General features: G+C 68.1%; 22 protein-coding genes. All 22 read left to right on the top strand.

All coding sequences use genetic code 11. The annotated features are described in order from the left end of the window. The first annotated feature begins 13 nt into the window (after positions 1-13). Positions 14-826 (top strand): histidinol-phosphatase, encoded by an 813-nt coding sequence (gene hisN / locus G6N19_RS16010; RefSeq protein WP_193465294.1) that lies wholly within the window; start codon positions 14-16, stop codon positions 824-826. Between the two features lie 110 nt (positions 827-936). After that, positions 937-2328, top strand: a complete 1392-nt coding sequence (locus G6N19_RS16005) for an acyl-CoA dehydrogenase family protein (RefSeq protein WP_013829778.1) — start codon at positions 937-939, stop codon at positions 2326-2328. A gap of 38 nt (positions 2329-2366) precedes the next feature. Beyond that, positions 2367-3578 (top strand): acyl-CoA dehydrogenase family protein, encoded by a 1212-nt coding sequence (locus G6N19_RS16000; RefSeq protein ID WP_193465293.1) that lies wholly within the window; start codon positions 2367-2369, stop codon positions 3576-3578. A 163-nt stretch (positions 3579-3741) separates the two neighbouring features. Then, positions 3742-4848, top strand: a complete 1107-nt coding sequence (locus G6N19_RS15995) for a homogentisate 1,2-dioxygenase (protein ID WP_041318393.1) — start codon at positions 3742-3744, stop codon at positions 4846-4848. After that, the gene (locus G6N19_RS15990) at positions 4845-6029 is read left to right on the top strand and encodes an alpha/beta hydrolase (protein WP_013829781.1); all 1185 of its coding nucleotides are present in this window, start codon (positions 4845-4847) and stop codon (positions 6027-6029) included. The genes G6N19_RS15995 and G6N19_RS15990 overlap by 4 nt, the downstream gene beginning before the upstream one ends. Then, a complete protein-coding gene (locus tag G6N19_RS15985) occupies positions 6026-7234 on the top strand; it encodes a CaiB/BaiF CoA transferase family protein (protein ID WP_013829782.1) in 1209 nt (402 codons plus the stop codon). Before G6N19_RS15990 ends, G6N19_RS15985 begins: the two co-directional genes overlap by 4 nt. Next, entirely contained in the window at positions 7231-8130 is a 900-nt protein-coding gene (locus G6N19_RS15980) for a hydroxymethylglutaryl-CoA lyase (RefSeq protein ID WP_193465292.1), read from the top strand. The genes G6N19_RS15985 and G6N19_RS15980 overlap by 4 nt, the downstream gene beginning before the upstream one ends. Positions 8131-8138: 8 nt before the next feature. Further along, on the top strand, positions 8139-8753 hold the full coding sequence (locus G6N19_RS15975; RefSeq protein ID WP_013829784.1) for a TetR/AcrR family transcriptional regulator: 615 nt from the start codon (positions 8139-8141) through the stop codon (positions 8751-8753). Positions 8754-8769: 16 nt separating this feature from the next. Continuing rightward, entirely contained in the window at positions 8770-10011 is a 1242-nt protein-coding gene (locus tag G6N19_RS15970) for an acyl-CoA dehydrogenase family protein (RefSeq protein ID WP_193465291.1), read from the top strand. After that, positions 10008-11372: a phosphotransferase family protein gene (locus G6N19_RS15965; RefSeq protein ID WP_193465290.1), complete on the top strand. Its 1365-nt coding sequence runs from the start codon at positions 10008-10010 to the stop codon at positions 11370-11372. Before G6N19_RS15970 ends, G6N19_RS15965 begins: the two co-directional genes overlap by 4 nt. Before the next feature lie 88 nt (positions 11373-11460). Beyond that, positions 11461-11874: an Rv3143 family two-component system response regulator gene (locus G6N19_RS15960; RefSeq protein ID WP_083035786.1), complete on the top strand. Its 414-nt coding sequence runs from the start codon at positions 11461-11463 to the stop codon at positions 11872-11874. Between the two features lie 368 nt (positions 11875-12242). Then, positions 12243-12620: an NADH-quinone oxidoreductase subunit A gene (locus G6N19_RS15955; RefSeq protein WP_013829788.1), complete on the top strand. Its 378-nt coding sequence runs from the start codon at positions 12243-12245 to the stop codon at positions 12618-12620. 22 nt (positions 12621-12642) lie between these two features. After that, positions 12643-13197 (top strand): NuoB/complex I 20 kDa subunit family protein, encoded by a 555-nt coding sequence (locus G6N19_RS15950; protein ID WP_013829789.1) that lies wholly within the window; start codon positions 12643-12645, stop codon positions 13195-13197. Further along, entirely contained in the window at positions 13194-13895 is a 702-nt protein-coding gene (locus G6N19_RS15945) for an NADH-quinone oxidoreductase subunit C (protein ID WP_083035788.1), read from the top strand. The genes G6N19_RS15950 and G6N19_RS15945 overlap by 4 nt, the downstream gene beginning before the upstream one ends. Next, a complete protein-coding gene (gene nuoD, locus G6N19_RS15940; RefSeq protein WP_013829791.1) occupies positions 13895-15208 on the top strand; it encodes an NADH dehydrogenase (quinone) subunit D in 1314 nt (437 codons plus the stop codon). Before G6N19_RS15945 ends, nuoD begins: the two co-directional genes overlap by 1 nt. Before the next feature lie 56 nt (positions 15209-15264). Next, positions 15265-16038: an NADH-quinone oxidoreductase subunit NuoE gene (gene nuoE / locus G6N19_RS15935; protein ID WP_083036097.1), complete on the top strand. Its 774-nt coding sequence runs from the start codon at positions 15265-15267 to the stop codon at positions 16036-16038. Further along, positions 16035-17387 (top strand): NADH-quinone oxidoreductase subunit NuoF, encoded by a 1353-nt coding sequence (gene nuoF, locus G6N19_RS15930; protein WP_013829793.1) that lies wholly within the window; start codon positions 16035-16037, stop codon positions 17385-17387. The genes nuoE and nuoF overlap by 4 nt, the downstream gene beginning before the upstream one ends. Continuing rightward, entirely contained in the window at positions 17384-19795 is a 2412-nt protein-coding gene (locus G6N19_RS15925; protein ID WP_193465289.1) for an NADH-quinone oxidoreductase subunit G, read from the top strand. The genes nuoF and G6N19_RS15925 overlap by 4 nt, the downstream gene beginning before the upstream one ends. Next, positions 19792-21018, top strand: coding sequence for an NADH-quinone oxidoreductase subunit NuoH (gene nuoH / locus G6N19_RS15920; protein WP_013829795.1), 1227 nt, complete (start codon positions 19792-19794; stop codon positions 21016-21018). Before G6N19_RS15925 ends, nuoH begins: the two co-directional genes overlap by 4 nt. Then, a complete protein-coding gene (gene nuoI, locus G6N19_RS15915; RefSeq protein WP_408632446.1) occupies positions 21005-21580 on the top strand; it encodes an NADH-quinone oxidoreductase subunit NuoI in 576 nt (191 codons plus the stop codon). Before nuoH ends, nuoI begins: the two co-directional genes overlap by 14 nt. Continuing rightward, a complete protein-coding gene (locus G6N19_RS15910; RefSeq protein WP_193465288.1) occupies positions 21580-22425 on the top strand; it encodes an NADH-quinone oxidoreductase subunit J in 846 nt (281 codons plus the stop codon). The genes nuoI and G6N19_RS15910 overlap by 1 nt, the downstream gene beginning before the upstream one ends. Then, positions 22422-22721, top strand: a complete 300-nt coding sequence (nuoK, locus tag G6N19_RS15905; protein ID WP_013829798.1) for an NADH-quinone oxidoreductase subunit NuoK — start codon at positions 22422-22424, stop codon at positions 22719-22721. The genes G6N19_RS15910 and nuoK overlap by 4 nt, the downstream gene beginning before the upstream one ends. The last annotated feature ends 15 nt before the right edge of the window (positions 22722-22736 follow it).

The following is a 22736-nucleotide window of genomic DNA, read 5'->3' as shown; positions in this document are numbered from 1 at the left end:
TAGGACTTTCGCCATGGCGCAGATCAACGACAATCTCGACTCCCGTCTCCACGACGACCTGACTCTGGCACTGACCCTGGCAGACCGGGCGGATGCGATCACCCTGGCGCGGTTCGGTGCGCTCGACCTTCGCGTCGACACCAAGCCGGACCTCACCCCGGTGACCGATGCCGATCAGGCGGCCGAGACGGCGCTGCGCGAGGTGCTCGCCGCCGAGCGCCCCGACGACGAGATCCTCGGCGAGGAGTTCGGCGGCAGCGCTTCGTTCGCGGGACGTCAATGGATCATCGACCCGATCGACGGCACCAAGAACTTCGTGCGCGGGGTGCCGATATGGGCCACCCTGATCGCGTTGCTCACCGACGGCGTGCCGGTCCTGGGCGTCGTCAGCGCTCCGGCGCTGCAACGGCGGTGGTGGGCGACGAGCGGCCAGGGCGCATTCGGGTCGGTGGCCGGCGGCCCGCAGCGACGGCTATCGGTGTCCTCGGTAACCGATGTGGACTCGGCGAGCCTGACGTTCGCCGGGCTGAACCTGTGGGCGGCGCGCGGCCTGCGGGAGCAGTTCCTGGGTCTTACCGAGTCGGTGTGGCGGGCGCGCTCCTACGGCGATTTCTGGGCGTACTGCCTGGTCGCCGAGGGGGCTGTGGACGTCGCCGTCGAGCCCGCGGTGTCGGTGTGGGATCTGGCCGCCGTCGACATCCTGGTGCGCGAGGCGGGTGGGGTGTTCACCGATCTGTCGGGCAACCCGGGACCGCACGGCAACTGCGCCGTGGCGGCCAACCCTGCCCTGCACGCGCAGGTGCTGGCCGCCTTGACCCCCGGATAGCCCGCGCCCCGCCGGGGCCACTGAGGACTTCGTCACACCTTACTGTCGAGTCATCTTACTTCGGAGTAAGGTGGTGTTATCGATTCTTCCCTTTTCAGTGAGGCTCTGACATGACTGACACTGCATCCGCCGCGCCCGGCTCGAAGAGCAAGCGGTCCGGACGATCGAGTGCCATCGGACTGGACAAGCCGAAGCGCACCCCGATCGCCGCCGCCCTGGCCCTGGTCACCCCGCTGGTCAGCCAGTCTTTCCTGGACCGGCACAACCTGCGCGACCCGCTCAACCGCAGCCTGAACTACGGCGTCAAGGCGGTGTTCTCGACGGCCGGCGCGGCCACCCGCCAGTTCAAGGCGGTGCAGAACCTGGGCAAATCGCCGGTGCGGCTCAAGGCCAGCGGCGCCGACTACTTCGATCTGACTCCCGACGACGAGCAGCAGATGATCGTCGACACGGTCGGCGAGTTCGCCGCGGAGATCCTGCGCCCGGCCGCCCACGACGCCGACGAGGCCGTCGACTACCCGCGTGAGCTGATCGGCAAGGCCGCCGAGTTGGGCATCACCGCGATCAACATCCCGGAGGACTTCGACGGCATCGCCGCGCACCGTTCTGCGGTCACCAATGTGCTGGTCGCCGAGGCGCTGGCCTACGGCGACATGGGTTTGGCGCTGCCGATCCTGGCGCCGGGCGGCGTGGCCGCGGCATTGACCCATTGGGGCAGCGCGAGCCAGCAGGCCACCTACCTGCCGGAGTTCGCCGGTGAGAACGTGCCGCAGGCCTGCGTGGCGATCGCCGAGCCACAGCCGCTGTTCGACCCCACCGCGCTGAAGACGACGGCGGTGCGCACCCCCAGCGGCTACCGGCTCGACGGCGTCAAGTCGCTGGTGCCGGCGGCCGCCAACGCCGAACTGTTCATCATCGGCGCCCAGCTCAACGGCAAGCCGGCGCTGTTCCTGGTGGAGTCGTCCGCCAACGGCCTGAGCGTCAAGCCCGACCCGAGCATGGGTGTGCGGGCCGCCGCGCTGGGCCAGATCGAGCTGAAGAACGTGTCGGTGCCGCTGAGCGCCCGGCTGGGCGAGGACGAGGCCAGCGACCAGGACTATTCAGAGGCGATCGCGCTGTCGCGGTTGGGCTGGGCGGCGCTGGCGGTCGGCACCAGCCACGCGGTGCTCGACTACGTGATGCCCTACATCAAGGAGCGCGAGGCGTTCGGCGAGCCGATCGCCCGCCGTCAGTCGGTGGCGTTCATGTGCGCCAACATCGCCATCGAACTCGACGGGCTGCGGCTGATCACCTGGCGCGGCGCTGCCCGTGCCGAACAGGGGCTGCCGTTCATCCGGGAGGCCGCGCTGGCCAAGCGGATCGCCGCCGACAAGGGCATGCAGATCGGCTCCGACGGCGTGCAGCTGCTCGGCGGCCACGGTTACACCAAGGAGCACCCGGTCGAACGGTGGTACCGCGACCTGCGCGCACTCGGTGTCGCCGAAGGCGTCCTGGTCATCTAGCCCACCCATTCGTCGACTACCGATCCGAAAGACTGGTCATGGCAATCAATTTGGAACTCCCCAAGAAGTTGCAGGCGATCGTCGAGATGACGCACGCCGGCGCCGCAGAAATGCTGCGCCCGATCTCGCGCAAATACGACTTGGCCGAGCACGCCTACCCGGTGGAGCTGGACACCCTGGAGACGCTGTTCGACGGCGTCTCCTCGGTGGACAACTCCGGGATGGCCAGTGCCACCGAGGCTTTCCGCAGCGGCGATGAGGCGGCCGGCAACCGCAACGGCGCCAACATGGCGGCGCTGCTGCAGGTGCTGGAGATGAGCTGGGGCGATGTCGCGTTGATGCTGTCCATCCCCTACCAGGGCCTGGGCAATGCGGCGATCTCCGGAGTGGCCACCGACGAGCAGCTCAAGCGGCTCGGCAAGGTGTGGGCGGCGATGGCGATCACCGAACCCAGCTTCGGCTCGGACTCGGCGGCGGTGACGACCACGGCCAAGCTGGATGGTGACGAGTACGTGCTCAACGGCGAGAAGATCTTCGTGACCGCCGGATCCCGGGCCAGCCACATCGTGGTCTGGGCGACGCTGGACAAAAGCCAGGGCCGCGCGGCGATCAAGTCGTTCATCGTGCCGCGTGAGCACCCCGGCGTCATCGTCGAGCGCCTCGAGCACAAGCTCGGCATCAAGGGTTCCGACACCGCGGTGATCCGGTTCGACAATGCCCGAATTCCGGTCAGAAACCTGCTCGGCAGCCCGGAGATCAACACCGAGAAGAGCTTCTCGGGGGTCATGGAGACCTTCGACAACACCCGACCGGTGGTGGCGGCGATGGCCGTCGGGGTGGCCCGTGCCGCGCTGGAGGAACTGCGCAACATCCTGATCAAGGCCGGGGTGGAGATCGACTACGACAAGCCCGCCCACGTCCAGCACGCCGCCGCTGCGGAGTTCTTGCGCATGGAGGCCGACTGGGAATCGGCGAACCTGCTGACGCTGCGGGCAGCCTGGCAGGCCGACAACTCGATCCCGAACTCCAAAGAGGCGTCGATGGCCAAGGCAAAGGCCGGCCGGATGGCCACCGAGATCACGCTGAAGGTCGTCGAGCTGGCCGGCACGGTGGGCTACTCCGAGCAGACCCTGCTGGAGAAGTGGAGCCGCGACTCGAAGATCCTCGACATCTTCGAGGGCACCCAGCAGATCCAGCTGCTGGTGGTGGCCCGCCGCCTGCTGGGCCTGTCATCGTCTGAGCTGAAGTAGCCCACCGATCACCTTCTCCCGCGAGGGTGCGGGTTTGTACAGCGACACACCGTGTCGGGCCGTACGAACACGCACCCTCACGGAGGTGGATCCGCCCTTGCTCGGTCACTGAATAAAAAGTAATGTCACTTTTACTTTTGTGTGACCGATGCGGGGGCTGCCGATGGAATCCTTTGTTCACCTGCGCAAAGGCGTCACGCCCAAGCGGGTCCACGCTGATCTGGACGGGCTGAAGGACGACGAACTGGGCCGCGGCGGCTTCACCGGCCGCACCGCCAACATGTACCGGCGCCATGATCCGACCGCCTATCGCGCCGAGGGCCCGCTGCGGCCCGTCGACGTGCTGGCCCCCCAGCTCGAACCGGCCGACGCCACCGACCCGGCGGGGCATCCGCTTCGGTTGTTCCACAATGACGACTGCGCCATCTCGCTGTCGCGGCGCCCCGCCGAGATGCCGTTTCATGTCCGCTACGTCGACGGCGACCTGCTGTGCTTCGTGCACGCCGGCTCCGGACGGCTGGAGACCGAGTTCGGACCGCTGGACTACCGCGACGGCGACTGGGTCTATCTGCCCAAGGCGACCACCTGGCGGCAGGTGCCCGCCGCCGAGACCACGCTGCTGATGATTCAGGCCACCGACGAGTTCCGGGTGCCGCCGCCGGGTCCGCTGGGCCGGCACTTCCCGTTCGACCCGTCGCAGGCGATCATCCCCGAGCCGGCCCCCATCGACCCCGACCCCTTCCGAGATGGACGCGACGAGTACGAAGTCCGGCTGATCCATGAGGGTGGCCCGACAACGCTGTACTACCAACACAATCCGATCGATGTGGAAGGCTGGCGCGGCGACAATTTCGCGTTCACCTTCAACATCGCCGATTACAACGTCGTCACCTCCGACAGCCTCCACCTGCCCCCGACGGTGCACCTGTTCATGCAGGCCACCGGGGTGTACGTGATGAACTTCCTGCCCAAGCCCGCCGAGGGTGTACCGGGCACCGAACGCACCCCCTGGTATCACCGCAACGTCGACTACGACGAGATCGCCTTCTTCCACGGCGGGTCGCTCTACGGGATTCCGATGCCGCCGGGCCTGATCAGCCATGCACCGCAGGGCGTGCACCACGGCGCTCCGGAGAAGGCCCGCGAACGCGCTCGGCGCAAATTCGACGACTACCAGCGTGTCGACTGGCAGGTCATTGCCATCGACACCCGACGCCGCCTGACCCCGTCACCGCAAGTTCTCGCCGCCGACCTAGGACAACACGCATGACCGCCAAGCACGACTACGAACGCATCCCGTATCTCATTGCCTACCAGAATAATTCCGGCGTCCGCGACGTTTACGGCGGCGTAGCCGAACTGGTGGTGCTGGAGAGTTACCTGCTGCGCCCCAAAGAAAGCCCGAGCGACACCGTGCTGGTGTTCATGCACCCCATCGGCGGTGGCGCCTACCTGCCGATGGTCAACGCACTGGCGCGCGCCGGCCACCACGTCATTTACTGCAACAGCCGATTCCGCGGCACCGACTCGGCGCTGCTGATGGAGAAAGTCGTCGAGGATCTCGGCGAATGCCTCAAAGACGCGAAGAACCGGCTCGGCTATTCCAAGGTGGTGCTGGCCGGCTGGAGCGGCGGCGGCTCACTGTCGCTGTTCTACCAGCAGCAGGCACAGCATCCGACGGTGACCGCCAGCCCGTCCGGCGACGGCCCCGACCTGACCAAGCTCGGCTTGACCCCCGCCGACGGGATCATGCTGCTGGCCGCCCACATCAGCCGGCACGGCACCATGACCGAATGGCTCGACGCCTCCATCCTCGACGAATCCGACCCCACCAATCGTGATCCGGAGCTGGATCTTTACAACCCGGACAATCCCAACCAGCCGCCGTACACCGAGGAGTTCCTGGACCGCTACCGCCAGGCCCAGATCGAGCGGAACCGCCGGATCACCGCCTGGGTCAAGGCGAAGCTGGCCGAACTTCAAAGCAGCGGCCGCCCCGACGACGAGTTCGCGTTCGTGGTGCACGGCACCATGGCCGACCCGCGCTGGCTGGATCCGGCGGTCGACCCCAACGACCGCACCCCGGGCAGCTGCTATCTGGGCGATCCGCAGGTGGTGAACATGAGCCCGGTCGGTCTGGCGCGGTTCTGTACGCTGCGCAGCTGGCTGTCGCAGTGGAGCTACGACGACGCCAACGGTGACGGCCTGGACTGCGGCCGTGACATCGCGGTGCCCGCGCTGGTAATCGGGAACTCCGCCGATGACGCCTGCACCCCCAGCCACACCCGCCGGCTGTTCGAGGCCATCGGGCACCCGGACAAGGAGATCCACGAAATCGCCGGTGCCAACCACTACTACGCCGGCCCGGACCAGCGCGACGCGCTGCGCCGGGCGGTGGACATCGTCACCGATTGGCTGAGCCGGCATGACTTCGTAGGCTCGTCGGCATGACCACACCCGCAGGCGCACTTGACGGCATCCGGGTCATCGAGCTCGGCACGCTGATCTCCGGGCCGTTCGCCGGGCGCCTGCTCGGCGACATGGGCGCCGAGGTCATCAAGGTCGAGCTGCCCGGCAAGCCCGACCCGCTGCGCACCTGGGGGCAGGCCGAACTCGACGGGCGCCACTTCTTCTGGACCGTGCACGCCCGCAACAAGAAGGCCGTCACGCTGGACCTGCGCACCGACCGCGGGCGCGAGCTGTTCCTGGAGCTGATCGACAACGCCGACATCGTCGTGGAGAACTTCCGGCCCGGCACGCTGGAACGCTGGGGGCTGGGATTCGACGTGCTGCGTCAGCGCAACAACGGCATCATCCTGGTGCGGGTCTCCGGCTACGGACAGACCGGGCCGGACGCCCACAAGGCCGGGTACGCCTCGGTCGCCGAGGCAGCCAGCGGGCTGCGGCACATGAACGGCTTCCCGGGTGGTCCCCCGCCGCGGCTGGCGCTCTCACTGGGCGACAGCCTGGCCGGCATGTTCGCCGCCCAAGGCGCACTCGCCGCCCTCTACCGGCGCACGGTCACCGGCGAAGGCCAGGTGGTCGATGTGGCCCTGACCGAATCCTGCTTGGCCATCCAGGAATCCACCATCCCCGACTACGACGTCGGCGGCGTGGTGCGCGGGCCGTCCGGCACCCGCCTGGAAGGCATAGCGCCGTCGAACATCTATCAGTCGGCCGACGGCAGCTGGGTGGTGATCGCCGCCAACCAGGACAGTGTGTTCGCCCGGCTGTGTCAGGCGATGGGCCGGTCCGAACTGGCGACCGACCCGCGGTTCGCCGACCACGTGGCCCGCGGCCGCAATCAGGACGAGCTGGACGCGATCATCGGCGAATGGGCCGCACAGCGTAAGCCCGACGACATCATCGCGACGCTGAGCGACGCCGGGGTGATCTCCGGGCCGATCAACACCGTCGCCGAGGTGGTCAACGACCCGCAACTGCGGGCCCGCGGCATGCTCGCCGAGCACTGGGACGAAGGCGCCGAGCGCACGGTGCTGGGCCCCGGCATCGTTCCGGTGCTCTCGGACACCCCGGGCCGGATCCGTACTGCCGGGTCGGCTCGGCCGGGGCAACACAACGACGAGGTCTACGGCGAACTGTTGGGCAAGACCGCCGCCGAACTGGATGCCCTACGCGCCGAGGGGGTGTTGTGATACCCGACAAGGTCGAGATTCGCGAGGTGGCGCTGCGCGACGGGCTGCAGATCGAGCAGCCGATCCCATTGCGCGCCAAGCTCGAACTGCTCACCGCGGTCGCGGCGACCGGAGTGCGCGAGGTAGAGGTGACCTCGTTCGTGTCCCCCACCAAGGTCCCCGCACTGGCTGATGCCGCCGAACTCGCCGCCGAGCTGTGGCGCTACCCCGACCTGGAGTTCTCCGCACTGGTCGCCAGCCCGGGCGGCGCCGCCCGCGCAGTCGCCGCGGGCCTGACCTCGATCGAGTACGTGGTGTGCGCCTCGGATTCGTTCAGTTCGGCCAACGTGGGCCGCCCGACCGCCGACGCCGCGGCGGCGATCGGCGACATCGCCGGCATCGCCCATGACGCCGGCGGGTCCATCGAGGTCATCATCGCCACCGCGTGGGACTGCCCGTTCGACGGACCGACGCCGGCGCGGCGCGTAACCGACATCGCCGAATCGGCGGTCGCGGTCGGCATCGACCGGCTGGCGATCGCCGACACCATAGGCACCGCCACCCCGCGTCGGGTCACCGACCTGCTCGCCGCGGTGCGGCCGATCGTCGGCGCCACACCGCTGGGGGCGCACTTCCACAACACCCGTGGCGCCGGTCTGGCGTGCGCCTACGCTGCGGTTCAGGCGGGCATCACCCGGCTCGACGCGTCGGCCGGCGGCCTGGGGGGCTGCCCGTTCGCGCCCGGCGCCACCGGCAACATCGCCACCGAAGATCTGGTCTACCTGCTGGGCGACTGCGGGATCGACACCGGCATCGACCTCGAGGCCGCCATCGCCGCCGCAGGCGTGGCCAGCTCGGTCGTCGGCCATGGCCTGCCCAGCGCGCTGCTGGCCGCCGGAGACCGGAAACGGAACTGACCACCACGATGTCCAGCCAGCGTGAGCTCAGCTCCAAGGGCCGCCAGACGCGCCAGGCCATCGAGCAGGCCGCCCGGGAGCTGTTCGCAGAGCGCGGCTTTCACGGCACCACGCTTGCCGACATCACGTCGGCGGCCGGCAAGTCCACAGCGGTGCTCTACCGTTACTTCCAGGACAAAGAGGATCTGCTGGCCGCGCTGGCGGAGTCATTCCTGTCCGACGTCGTCGAGCCTTCCCGGCTGAAGATGCGGTTGCCCGACTCCCCGCAGGACACCGAGTTCTTCACGTCGGTGGTCGGCGCCTACTGGTCCATGTTCAAGCAGAACATCGGCATCATGATCGCCGTCGCCCAGCTCGCGGCCACCAGCCAACGATTCGCGGTGCTGCAGAACGAATTCCGCCGGTTCGGCATGGAGATCGTCGCCGCCTCGGTTCGGCGCGCCCAGCAACAGGGACACGGCCTCGACCTCGATCCCGACCACATCGCGGCGGCGATCGCGCTGCTGTTCGAGAACTTCACCGTCGTCTTCGTCGGCCCCTCCGGACCGGGCTGGCGAATCAGCGACAGCGATGCCATCGCGACGCTGTCGACGATCTGGAGGAAGACCCTGTACGGCCGCTGAACACGGAGGACTTGCCATGGATTTCACATTGCCCGACCACCTTCCGGCGCTGCTCGCCGAAATGGACGACTTCATCGAGCGCGAGATCGCGCCGCTGCAGGCCGCGAACATGCAGTACTTCGACCACCGCCGGGAGTTCGCCCGCACCGACGTGGAGAACGGCGGCATCCCGAACCGGGACTGGGAGGACCTACTGGCCGAGATGCGCCGCCGCGCCGACGCCGCCGGCTGGCTGCGCTATGGGCTGCCGTCGTCGTTGGGCGGCCGGGGCGGCAGCAACGTCGATATGGCGGTGATCCGGGAGCACTTGGCGCACAAAGGGCTCGGTTTGCACAACGACCTGCAGGATGAGTCCTCGATCGTCGGCAACTTTCCGCAGGTCATCATGATGGAGCGGTTCGGCACCGATGAGCAGCGCCGCGATTGGTCGGAGGCCCTGATCACCGGTGAGCGGTCGATGGCGTTCGGGCTGACCGAACCGGACCACGGCTCGGATGCGACCTGGCTGGAGACCCGCGCCGAACCCGCCGACGGCGGTTGGGTGATCAACGGCGCCAAACGGTTCAACACCGGGGTGCATCGCGCTACCCACGACCTGATCTTCGCACGCACCTCGGGCGAGGCCGGCTCGGCGCGTGGCATCACCGCTTTCCTGGTTCCCACCGATACGCCGGGATTCCGCATCCCGTTCTACTGGTGGACGTTCAACATGCCCAGCGACCACGGCGAGGTCGAACTCACCGACGTGCGGGTGCCCGCCGATGCGGTGCTCGGCGAGGTGGACCGCGGCCTGGAGGTCGCCCAGACTTTCCTGCACGAGAACCGGATCCGCCAGGCGGCCTCCAGTCTGGGTGCCGCCCAGTACTGCATCGACCGGGCTGCCGAATACGCCACCAAACGCGTGGTGTTCGGCAAGCCGCTCTCGGTCAACCAGGCTGTCCAGTGGCCGCTGGCCGAGTTGCAGACCGAGGCGCAGATGGTTCGGCTGCTGGTGAACTACGCGGCCTGGCACCTCGACCGCGACCACCACCTGGAGGTCTCCGACAAGGTGTCGATGGCCAACTACCGTGCCAACCGACTGGTGTGCGAGGCCGCCGACCGTGCCATCCAGACCTTCGGCGGGATCGGATACACCCGCCACGAACCATTCGAGCACATCTACCGGCATCACCGCCGCTACCGGATCACCGAAGGCGCCGAGGAGATCCAGATCCGACGAGTCGCGCAGCGACTGTTCGGATTCGACCGTCGCCGATGACCGCCGACCAACTGGCCGACCGGCTTTCGGCGGTGCTGGCCCCGGTACTGGGCCCGGTGACCGTCGAGGGCCTGCGCGCGCTGACCGGCGGGGCCAGCCGGGTCACCTGGGCGTTCGACGCCGTCGGCGGCTCGGGCCGCCGCGCGCTGATCCTGCGTACCGGCCCCCCCGATGAGGTCCACGCCAGCATGGAGCTGGAAGCCCACGCCCAGCGCGCCGCGCGCACCGCCGGAGCTCCGGTACCGACCGTCCTTATCGCCGATAATTCTCCAGCGGCACTGGGTAATCCGTTCCTGATCTGCGATGAGATCGCGGGCGAGACGGTGGTCCGACGCATCGAACGTCAGCTCGATGACCCCGGGCGTGACGCCCTGTTGCGGCAATGCGCGCAGGCGCTGGCCGCCATCCATCGCGCCGATCCGGGCGATATGGCGCTGAGCGACGAGGACCAACTCGCCGCCTGCCGCGCCCAGCTGGACGCCATGCACGACACCACCGCCGTCTTCGAGTGGGCGTTTCGGTGGCTGGCCGCCCACCGTCCACCGCCGGCGCAGCCCCAGCTGGTGCACGGCGACTTCCGGATGGGCAACCTGATCGTCGATGGTGCCGACCTGGCGGCGGTGCTGGACTGGGAGCTGGTGCATCTCGGCGACGGCTGCGAGGACCTGGCCTGGTTCTGCCAACGCGCCTGGCGTTTCGGCGCCCCGCCCGAGCGTGCCGCCGGCGGGCTGGGCGGCATCGAGGAGTTTTTAACCGCCTACCAGCACGCCTCCGGCACGGTGGTCGACCGCCGGCGGTTCGACTGGTGGCTGGTGCTGGGCACGCTGCGCTGGGGAATCATCTGCCGCTACCAGGCCGAACGGCACCTGAGCGGGCAGACCCGCTCGGTGGAGCTGGCGACCATCGGCCGGCGGGTCTCCGAAACCGAATGGGATCTGCTGCGGCTGCTGGCTCGCGCGCCCGCCGATACCCGCCCCTCGGCGCCGGAAGAACAAGCCGGGCCGCTGACACCGGGCGCGACCGGCCGGCGGCCGACCGCCGCCGAGCTCGTCACCGCGGTCGCCGAGTTCCTCGACGCGGCGTTTCTGAACCGCGGCGGCCGCGGGCCCACCGACGGCCAGGTCAACTTCCACGCCAGGGTCGCCGCCAACGCGCTGCGCATCGTCGAACGGGAGTTGCGCGACACCGCCGCCGGCGCCGCGACGCACGCCCTGTCCGGACTGGGTTTCACCGACGAGGCCGGCCTGGCCGCCGCCATCCGGGCCGGTGACCTCGACGACAGATTCGACGCGGTCGAAGCCTGCCTCTATACCCTGGTGCGCCACCGGCTCTCGATCGACCACCCCGGCTACGATCGTTGAAGCGTTAGAGTCACTGCGCGACAGTCACTTCGGTGGTCGTCGCGCAAACCCGCTCTATCGGCGCCATACGAGCAGTAGCATTCCCAACGTGTCTGACTCCACGCCTTCCTCCCAAGCGCTGCGGATCCTGGTCTACAGCGACGATGCCGCTACCCGCGCGCGGGTCATGACCGCGTTGGGCAAGCACCTGCACCCGGATCTACCGGAGCTGAACTATGTCGAAGTCGCGACGGAACCGGTGGTGATCCGGCAGATGGACGCCGGCGGCATCGACCTCGCCATCCTGGACGGCGAGGCCACCCCGGCCGGCGGGATGGGCATCTGCAAACAGCTCAAGGATGAGCTCACGCCCTGCCCGCCGATCGTGGTGCTGACCGGCCGCGCAGACGACGTATGGCTGGCGAGATGGTCCCACGCCGACGGCGCGCTGCCGCACCCGGTGGACCCGATGGCGCTGAGCCGTGCGGTGCTGGGGCTGCTGCGTACCCCGACGCCGGGCTGAGACGGCAGTCCCAGCCTCGCTGAACCGCCCGGCCCATACGGCGGTCCCAGCTTCGACTCTCCTGCGTCGAGCCTCGCTGAACCGCCCGGCCCATACGGCGGTCCCAGCTTCGACTCTCCTGCGTCGAGCCTCGCTGAACCGCCCGGCCCATACGGCGGTCCCAGCTTCGACTCTCCTGCGTCGAGCCTCGCTGAACCGCCGGGTTAGGGCAGCCTCAGAAGCGAATTGCCCTGTGGCCGTTGGTCGCTGATGGTGACGCCGGTCACAGTTGCCGACAATTTCAGATTCTCCGCGACCTCCCGGTTGCCGCGGGCTAGGCTGTGCCTGAACTCACAAACGACGCCCGGAAGGGAACCACGTCACTGAGCATGAACCAGTATCTGCCGATCCTCGCGCTCGCCGCGCTCGCCGCCGGTTTTGCCGTGTTCTCCGTGGTCGCCGGGGCGCTGGCCGGCCCGTCGCGCTACAACCGGTCGAAGCTGGAGGCCTACGAGTGCGGCATCGAACCCACCGACCAGCCGGTCAGCGGACCGCATGCCCCGCCCGGGCAGCGCTTCCCGGTGAAGTACTACCTGACCGCGATGCTGTTCATCGTCTTCGACATCGAGATCGTTTTTCTCTATCCCTGGGCGGTCGCCTTCGACGGCCTCGGGGTGTTCGCCCTGATCGAAATGTTGCTCTTCGCCGCCGTCGTCTTCGTCGCGTATGCCTACGTCTGGCGGCGCGGCGGCCTCAATTGGGATTGATTTGGAGTAGGCGGGCTTATCGATGGGATTAGAAGAGCAACTACCGAGCGGTCTCCTGTTGTCCACCGTGGAGGACCTCGCCGGTTATTTCCGCAAAGGCTCGCTGTGGCCGGCCACCTTCGGCCTGGCGTGTTGCGCGATCGAGATGATGTCGTCGATGGCGCCCGACTACGACATCTCCCGGTTCGGCATGGAGGTGTTCCGGGCCTCGCCGCGACAGGCCGATCTGATGATCGTGGCCGGCCGCGTCAGCCAGAAGATGGCACCGGTGCTGCGGCAGATCTACGACCAGATGGTCGAGCCGAAATGGGTGCTGTCGATGGGCGTGTGCGCATCGTCGGGCGGGATGTTCAACAACTACGCGATCGTGCAGGGGGTGGACCATGTCGTCCCGGTCGACATCTACCTGCCCGGCTGCCCGCCGCGGCCGGAGATGCTGATGTACGCAATCCTCAAGCTGCACGAGAAGATTCGCGATATGCCGTTGGGCGCTAACCGGGAGCAGGTGATCACTGCCACCGAAGAGGCGGCCCTGTCGGCCCCATCCACCTGGCAGATGAGGGGGTTGCTGCGGTGAGCCAGGGCACTGCCGACGGTGAAGGCCCGGCCGACTCCGAGGATGTGATCAAGGTCCGTCGCGGCCTGTTCGGCGCGGCCGGCACCGGCGACACGTCCGGGTACGGACGTCTGGTGAATGAGGCGGCGCTACCGGGAGAGACGCCGCGTCCCTACGGCGGCTACTTCGACGAAGTCGTGGACACCCTCACCGCGGTGCTGCAGCGCGAAGGGATCGAATTCGCCGATGCCGTCGAGAAAGTGGTGGTCTACCGCGGCGAGCTGACGCTGTATGTCCATCGGGCACAGCTGCCGGCCGTCGCCCAGCTGCTGCGCGACGAGCCAGACCTGCGCTTCGAACTGAGCCTCGGGGTCTCCGGCGTGCACTACCCCGCCGACACCGACCGTGAGCTGCACGCCGTCTACCCGCTGCGGTCCATCACCCACGGACGGCGGATCCGGCTGGAAGTCGCTGCGCCGGACGCGGATCCGCACATCCCGTCGCTGTATGGGATCTATCCCACCACCGACTGGCACGAGCGCGAGACCTATGACTTCTTCGGGATCATCTTCGACGGGCACCCCGCGCTGACCCGGATCGAGATGCCCGACGACTGGCACGGCCACCCGCAACGCAAGGACTACCCGCTGGGCGGCATCCCGGTCGAGTACAAGGGCGCGCATATACCGCCGCCGGACCAGCGGAGGGCTTACAACTGATGAGCACCGAAACACCCCGGACCGTCCTGAACGTCGGCGGCCAGGAATGGGACCAGGTGGTCGAAGCGGCCAGGGCCGCCGACCCCGGCGAACGCATCGTCGTCAACATGGGCCCCCAGCATCCGTCGACGCACGGTGTGCTGCGCCTGATCCTCGAACTCGACGGCGAGACGGTGACCGAAGCCCGTTGCGGCATCGGCTATCTGCACACCGGCATCGAGAAGAACCTGGAGAGCCGTTACTGGACCCAGGGCGTCACGTTCGTGACCCGGATGGACTATCTGTCGCCGTTCTTCAACGAGGTCGCCTACTGCCTCGGCGTGGAGAAGCTGCTCGACGTCACCGACGAGATCCCACCGCGTGTCAGCCAGATCCGAGTACTGATGATGGAGCTCAACCGGATCTCCTCGCATCTGGTTGCGCTGGCGACCGGCGGCATGGAACTCGGCGCGCTGTCGGTGATGCTGTTCGGCTTCCGGGAACGCGAACTGGTGCTCGACATCTTCGAGACCATCACCGGACTGCGGATGAACCACCAGTACATCCGGCCCGGCGGGGTCTCGGTGGACCTGCCCGACGAGGCGATCGGGCAGATCCGCGACTTCCTCAAGCTGATGCCCAAGCGGCTCAAGGACATCGAGGACCTGCTCACCGATAACTACATCTGGAAGGCCCGCACCAAAGGCGTGGGCTACCTGGATCTGACCGGATGCATGGCGCTGGGCATCACCGGCCCCGTGCTGAGGTCCACCGGCCTGCCGTACGACGTCCGCCGCGAAGAACCCTACTGCGGCTACCAGGACTACGAGTTCGATGTGATCACCGATGACGGCTGTGATGCCTACGGCCGCTACCTGATCCGTATCGCGGAGATCAAGGAGTCGCTGAAAATCGTCGAGCAGTGTGTAGAAAAGTTGGTCAAGTCGCACGGCGATCCCGTCATGATCGAAGACCGCAAGATCGCCTGGCCGGGCGACCTGACGATAGGCCCGGACGGGCAGGGTAACTCGCGCGAGCACATCGGCTGGATCATGGGCCACTCGATGGAAGGGCTGATCCACCACTTCAAGCGGGTCACCGAGGATCTGTGGGTGCCGCCCGGGCAGGTGTTCGTCTCGGTCGAGTCGCCGCGCGGCGAGCTGGGGGTGCACATGGTCAGCGACGGCGGCACCCGGCCCTACCGGGTGCACTACCGAGACCCGTCGTTCACCAACCTGCAGGCGGTCGCCGCGATGAGCGAAGGTGCGCTCATCGCCGACGTGATTGCCGCGGTCGCCAGCATCGACCCGGTGATGGGCGGGGTGGACCGGTGAGCGAAACGGGCGGCCTGGAAAGAAAAGAAGTCAACAAGACCGGACGCGGGCGGCTGATGCCGGCGACCGCCGGCACCGACGGCAACCGGGTGTTTCTGCAACTGGGCCGGCCACCGGAGGAACCGAACCAGTTCAACCACCCCGATGCGCCGCGCAGCTACTCCGATGAGGTGCGTGCGCGTCTGGAGGCCGACGCCAAGGAGATCATCGGTCGCTACCCGCAGCCACGCTCGGCGATCCTGCCGCTGCTGCATCTGGTCCAAGCCGAGGACTCCTACATCACCCCGGCCGGCCTGTCATTCGTGGCCGACGTGCTCGGCCTGACCGGCGCCGACGTCGCCGGCGTCGCCTCGTTCTACTCGATGTACCGGCGCAAACCGACCGGCGAGTACCTGGTGGGCGTGTGCACCAACACGCTGTGCGCGGTGATGGGCGGCGACGCCATTTTCGACGCCCTCAAGGAGCATCTGGACGTCAACGACACGCAGACCACCGCCGACGGCAAGGTCACGCTGGAGCGCATCGAGTGCAACGCCGCCTGCGACTGCGCCCCGGTGGTGATGGTCAACTGGGAGTTCTTCGACCAGCAGACCCCGGAGTCGGCGCGCGATCTGACCGATGCGCTGCGCTCCGGTGGCGAGGTGCGGCCCAGCCGCGGGCTGCCGCTGACCAGTTTCCGCGAAACCGCCCGGGTGCTGGCCGGATTCGCTGACGATCGTCCCGACGACGGCCAGGGGGGCCCGGCCGGGCCGACGCTGGCCGGGCTGCGATTCGCCCACGAGCACGGCATGGCCGCTCCGGAATCCGACACCGACAGGAGCGGACAGTGACTTCCCCATCCAGCTCCGCCACCGCGGCGACGCCGCTGACCCCGGTGTTGAGCAGCTACTGGGACGACCCCGAATCCTGGACGCTGGAAACCTATCGTCGCCACGGCGGCTACCAGGGCATGCAGCGGGCGCTGGCCATGGCTCCCGACGATGTCATCGAGCTGGTCAAGGATTCCGGGCTGCGCGGCCGCGGCGGTGCCGGGTTCTCCACCGGGACCAAGTGGTCGTTCGTGCCGCAGGGCACCGAGGGCGCGGGCGCCAAACCGCACTATCTGTTGGTCAACGCCGATGAATCCGAGCCCGGTACCTGCAAGGACATCCCGCTGCTGCTGGCGACGCCGCACGTGCTCATCGAGGGCATGATCATCTGCAGCCACGCGATCCGCGCCCGCCACGCCTTCATCTATGTGCGCGGCGAGGTACTGCCGATCCTGCGCCGACTGCACAACGCGGTGGCCGAGGCGTACGCGGCGGGGCTGCTGGGGACGGACATCGGCGGCACCGGCTTCGACCTCGACATCACCGTGCACGCCGGGGCGGGCGCCTACATCTGCGGCGAGGAGACCGCACTGATCGACTCGCTGGAGGGCTACCGGGGCCAGCCGCGGCTGCGCCCGCCCTTCCCGGCGGTCGCCGGGCTCTACGCCTCCCCCACGGTGGTCAACAACGTCGAATCCATTGCCAGTGTGCCGTCGATTCTGCGTAACGGGGCGGACTGGTTCCGGTCGATGGGCACCGAGAAGTCCCGCGGCTATACGCTGTATTCGCTGTCCGGGCACGTGAATCGGCCCGGCCAGTACGAGGCTCCGCTCGGCATCACGCTGCGCGAACTGCTGGAGTACGCCGGCGGGATTCGCGACGGTAACCGGCTGAAGTTCTGGACGCCCGGCGGGTCGTCGACCCCGCTGCTGACCGATCAACATCTCGATATACCGCTGGACTACGAGGGTATGGTGTCAGCCGGTTCGATGTTGGGCACCAAAGCATTACAGATCTTTGATGAGACCACCTGCGTGGTGCGCGCGGCCCGGCGCTGGTCGGAGTTCTACAAGCACGAGTCCTGCGGCAAGTGCACGCCCTGCCGGGAGGGCACCTATTGGCTGGTGCCGATCTACGAGCGGCTGGAGACCGGCCGCGGCACACCCGAAGACCTCGACACCTTGCTGGATATCGCTGACGTGCTGTTCGGAAAATCCTTCTGCGCCTTGGGGGATGGCGCTGCGATGCCGGTGAAGTCATCGATCGAGTACTTCCGTGACGAATACATCGCCCACCTTGACGGGGGCTGTCCGTTCGACCCGAAAGCGAGCATGTTCGTGCCTAACGGATCCGACGGCGGTGCGGCATGACCGGGCCAGACCGTCAGGCGAACCCGGAGTCGGTGACTTTCACCATCGACGACCAGCAGGTCACCGTGCCCAAGGGCACCCTGATCATCCGGGCCGCCGAGCAACTGGGCATCGAGATCCCACGGTTCTGCGATCACCCGCTGCTGGACCCGGTCGCCTGGTGCCGGCAGTGCATGGTCGAGGTGGAGGGCCAGCGCAAGCCGCAGCCCTCCTGCGCGGTTGCCGCGGCCGAGGGCATGGTGGTGCGCACCCAACACACCTCCGCCGAAGCCGATCGAGCCCAGCACCTGGTGATGGAACTGCTGCTGATCAACCACCCGCTGGACTGCCCGACCTGCGACAAGGGCGGTGAATGCCCGCTGCAGAACCAGGCGATGACCCATGGCCGCACCGAGACCCGCTTCGAAGAGGCCAAACGCACCTACCCCAAGCCGATCAACATCTCCTCGCAGGTGCTGCTGGACCGCGATCGCTGCATCCTGTGTGCGCGCTGCACCCGGTTCGCCGACGAGATCGCCGGGGACAAGTTCATCGAGATGATGGACCGCGGCGCCCTGCAGCAGGTCGCCATCTACACCGAGACGCCGTTCGACTCCTACTTCTCCGGCAATACCGTGCAGATCTGCCCGGTGGGCGCACTGACGGGTGCCTCATACCGGTTCCGGGCCCGCCCGTTCGACCTGGTGTCGTCCCCCAGCGTCTGCGAGCACTGCGCGTCCGGGTGCGCCCAGCGCACCGACCACCGCCGCGGCAAGGTGATGCGGCGGATGGCCGGCGACGACCCGGACGTCAACGAAGAGTGGAACTGCGACAAAGGGCGCTGGGCGTTCACCTACGCCGTCCAGCCCGACCGGATCAGCACCCCGCTGGTGCGCGACGACAGGGGCGAGCTAGTCCCCACCTCGTGGCCGCATGCGCTGGCGGTAGCGGCGCGCGGCCTGGCCGCGGCGCGCGAACGCACCGGCGTACTGGTGGGCGGCCGGGTGACCGCCGAGGACGCCTACGGTTACGCCAAGTTCACCCGGGTGGCGCTGCGCGGCGACGACATCGACTTCCGGGCGCGTACCCTGTCCGCCGAGGAAGCCGCGTTCCTGGCCGCCCGGGTGGCCGGCAGCGGAATCGGCGTGAGCTACGCCGACCTGGAAACCGCTGCCACGGTGCTGCTGGTCGGCCTGGAGCCCGAGGAAGAGTCGCCGATCATCTTCCTGCGGTTGCGCAAGGCCGCCCGCAAGAAGGGCGCCGGCGTGTTCGCCGTCGCGCCGTTCGCCGACCGCGCGCTGACCAAGATGTTCGGCACCCTGCTGCCGACCGCTCCGGGCGGTGAGGCGGCGGCGCTGGACGGCATCCTCGACGGCTCCAGCCATGCCGAGCTCAACGAAAAGCTGCGCCAACCCGGTGCGGTGGTGCTGGTCGGCGAGCGGCTGGCGGGCTCGCCCGGCGCGCTGTCCGCAGCGGTTCGGCTGGCCGAGGCGACCGGGGCGCGGCTGGCATGGGTGCCGCGGCGCGCCGGGGAGCGCGGCGCGCTCGACAGCGGCGCCCTGGCCGGCCTGCTGCCGGGCGGACGCCCACTCGGCGATGCATCCGCACGGGCCGAGGTGGCACGGGCCTGGGGCCTCGACGGCCCCGACGAGCTGCCGTCCCAGCCCGGGCGTGACACCGACGCCATCCTGGCGGCTGCCGCCGACGGGACACTGGGGGCGCTGCTGGTCGGCGGGATCGAACCCGGTGACCTGGCCGACCCGGCCGCGGCGGTGGCCGCCCTGGACTCGGTCGGATTCCTGGTGAGCATCGAGTTGCGGCGCAGCGAGGTCACCGAACGCGCCGACGTGGTGCTGCCGATCGCGGCGGCGGTCGAGAAGACCGGCACCTACCTCAACTGGGAGGGCCGGCCCCGTCGGTTCGGCGCCGCCCTGGATGAGCGCGGCACCCTGTCCGACGTGCGGGTGCTCGACGCGCTCGCCGAGGAGATGGGCGTCGACCTCGGGCTTCCCACTGTGGCGGCGGCGCGCGAGGAGCTGACCCGGTTGGGCGCCTGGAACGGCGAACGGGTGGCCTCCCCCGACGTGGCGGCGGGCCGGCCCGGGCAGCCGGGCTCCGGTGAAGCCGTGCTGGCCAGCTGGCGCATGCTGCTCGACAACGGGCTGATGCAGGCCGGCGAGCCGAACCTTGCCGGTACCGCCCGCAAACCGGTGGCGCGGCTCTCGGCGCCGACCGCCACCGAGATCGGTGTCGCGGCCGGCGATCAGATCACGGTCGGCACCGAGCACGGAGAGGTCGCCCTGCCGCTGGTCATCACCGAGATGCCGGACCGGGTGGTGTGGCTGCCGATGAATTCCTCTGGCTCAGCGGTGCACCGCAATCTCGGGGTCGGCCCCGGGGCGGTGGTACGGATTGGACGCAGATCATGAGCACTCCCTGGTGGCTGGTGCTGGCCAAAGTGCTGGCCGTCTTCGCATTCCTGGTACTGACAGTGCTGTTCGCCATCGTCATCGAACGAAAGGTGCTGGCGCGCATGCAGATGCGGCCCGGCCCCAACCGGGTCGGACCGAAGGGCTGGCTGCAGAGCCTTGCCGACGGCATCAAGCTGGCCCTCAAGGAGGACATCGTCCCCGCCGGCGTCGACCGGGCGATCTACGTGATGGCTCCGGTCATCTCGACGGTGCCGGCGATCACCGCGTTCGCGGTGATCCCGTTCGGCCCGGAGGTCAGCATCTTGGGCCATCGCACCGATCTGCAACTGGCCGACCTGCCGATCGCGGTGTTGTTCATCTTGGCGATGTCCTCGATCGGGGTGTACGGCATCATCCTGGCCGGCTGGTCGTCCGGGTCGCCGTACCCGCTGTTGGGCGGCATCCGCTCCACCGCGCAGGTGATCTCCTACGAAGTCGCGATGGGATTGTCGTTCGCGTCGGTGTTCCTCTACGCCGGGACGATGTCCACCTCGAGCATCGTGGCCGCCCAGGACCGGATCTGGTTCGCGTTCCTGCTGCTGCCGTCGTTCATGGTCTATCTGACCGCGATGGTCGGTGAGACCAACCGGGCGCCGTTCGATCTGCCCGAAGCCGAGGGCGAGCTCGTCGGCGGATTCCACACCGAGTACTCGTCGTTGAAGTTCGCGCTGTTCTTCCTGGCCGAATACATCAACATCACCACGGTTTCGGCGTTGGCCGTCACGTTGTTCTTCGGCGGCTGGCACGCGCCGTTCCCGCTGAACCTGTGGGCCGGCGCCAACCAGGGATGGTGGCCGCTGCTGTGGTTCACCGCCAAGGTGTGGGGATTCATCTTCATGTACATCTGGCTGCGCGCCACCCTGCCCCGGCTGCGATACGACCAGTTCATGGCGCTGGGCTGGAAGATCCTGATCCCGGTGGCGCTGCTGTGGGTGCTGCTCGCGGCGGTGATGCGCAGCCTGGGCAACGAGGGCTACCAGCACTGGGAGGCGGTGCTGATCGCTATCAGCACACTCACCACGCTGCTGGTGCTGGCGGTGTTGCACCGCCGCTTCAGCGCGGTGAACACCGTGCCGGACGAGCCCGCGTCTGAGCCGGTCGTCGCATCCGAAGGTTCTTTTCCGACACCACCGCTGCCGCAGCGAAATTCACCGCGGGTCAAGGAGGATGTCAATGGCTAAGCTCAGAGACGCGCTCGCCGGGTTCGGCGTCACCTGGCGAACGATGTTCAGGCGGCCGATCAATGACGGCTACCCGGAGCAGAAGAAGCCGACGGCGCGGCGCTATCACGGCCGCCACCAGCTCAACCGGCATCCGGACGGGTTGGAGAAGTGCATCGGCTGCGAACTGTGCGCGTGGGCATGCCCGGCCGATGCCATCTACGTGGAGGCCGCCGACAACACCGACGACGAACGCTTCTCGCCCGGCGAACGCTACGGCCGGGTCTACCAGATCAACTATCTGCGCTGCATCGGCTGCGGACTGTGCATCGAAGCCTGCCCGACGCGCGCGCTGACCATGACCAACGACTACGAGATGGCCGCGGACAACCGAGCCGACCTGATCTTGGAACGTCACCAGCTGCTGGCGCCGCTGGAGCCCGACATGACCGCACCGCCGCACCCGATGCCGCCCGGCGCCACCGAGAAGGACTACTACCTGGGCAGGGTCGGCCCGGATGGGCTCGACGAGAACCCGGACCTGTTCGTCATGCTGGACCGGAAGAAACAGGGCAAAGCCTGATGGACGCCGCACTGCTTGCCTCCGACATCGTCGTCCGCACCTCCACCGGGGAGGCGGTGACCTTCTGGGTCCTCGGCGCCCTGGCCCTGGTCGGCGCCGTCGGGGTCGTCACCGCCGCCAAAGCGGTGTATTCGGCACTGTTCCTGGCGATGACGATGCTCTCGCTGGCCGTTTTCTACTTCGTCCAGGACGCGATGTTCCTCGGCGTGGTGCAGATCGTGGTCTACACCGGCGCGGTGATGATGCTGTTCCTGTTCGTGATGATGCTGATCGGGGTCGACTCCGCCGAGTCACTGGTGGAGACGCTGCGCGGCCAGCGGATCGCCTCGACCCTCGCCGGGATCGGTTTCGGGGTGCTGCTGATCGCCGGGATCGGCGGCGCGACGATGCACCTGCGCGGAATCGGCGCCCCGGCCACCGGCGGCTCGGCCGACTCCGGCATGGTGGGCCAGGGCAACGTCGAGGGGCTGGCGGCGCTGATCTTCACCCGTTACCTGTGGGCCTTCGAACTCACCAGTGCGCTGCTGATCACCGCGGTGGTCGCGGCCATGGTGTTGACGCATCGGGAGCGGCTGCAACCGCGGCTGACGCAGCGGGAGCTGTCCATCCTGCGCTTCCGGTCCGGCAACCGCCCCACCCCGCTGCCGACGCCGGGCGTCTACGCCCGCCACAACGCCGTGGACATCGCCGCGCGACTGCCCGACGGCTCCTACTCGGAGCTGTCGGTGTCGGACACCTTGCAGCACCGCTGGGTCGGCGCCACCGGCAACGCGGCCCACGCCGACGACGATGCTGCGGAGCGGCGTATGGCTCCGGCGAGCAACGGGGAGGAATCAGGCCAGTGAACCCGGAGAACTATCTCTACCTGTCGGCGATGCTGTTCACCCTCGGCGCCACCGGAGTGATGTTGCGGCGCAACGCGTTGGTGATGTTCATGTGCGTCGAGCTGATGCTCAACGCCGCCAATCTGGCGTTCGTCACCTTCGCCCGACTGCACTCGGCGCTCGACGGCCAGATGGTGGCCTTCTTCACGATGGTCGTCGCCGCCTGCGAGGTCGTTATCGGCCTGGCCATCATCATGACGATCTTCCGGGCCCGGCGATCCGTGTCGGTCGACGACGCGAACTTACTGCGCGGCTAGGAGTTGGGAAGCTCT

Source organism: Mycobacterium novum, from assembly GCF_010726505.1.
Taxonomy (GTDB): Bacteria; Actinomycetota; Actinomycetes; order Mycobacteriales; family Mycobacteriaceae; genus Mycobacterium; species Mycobacterium algericum.
The sequence above is the reverse complement of the archived record's forward strand: the minus strand, read 5'-3'. Positions and strand labels throughout refer to the sequence as shown.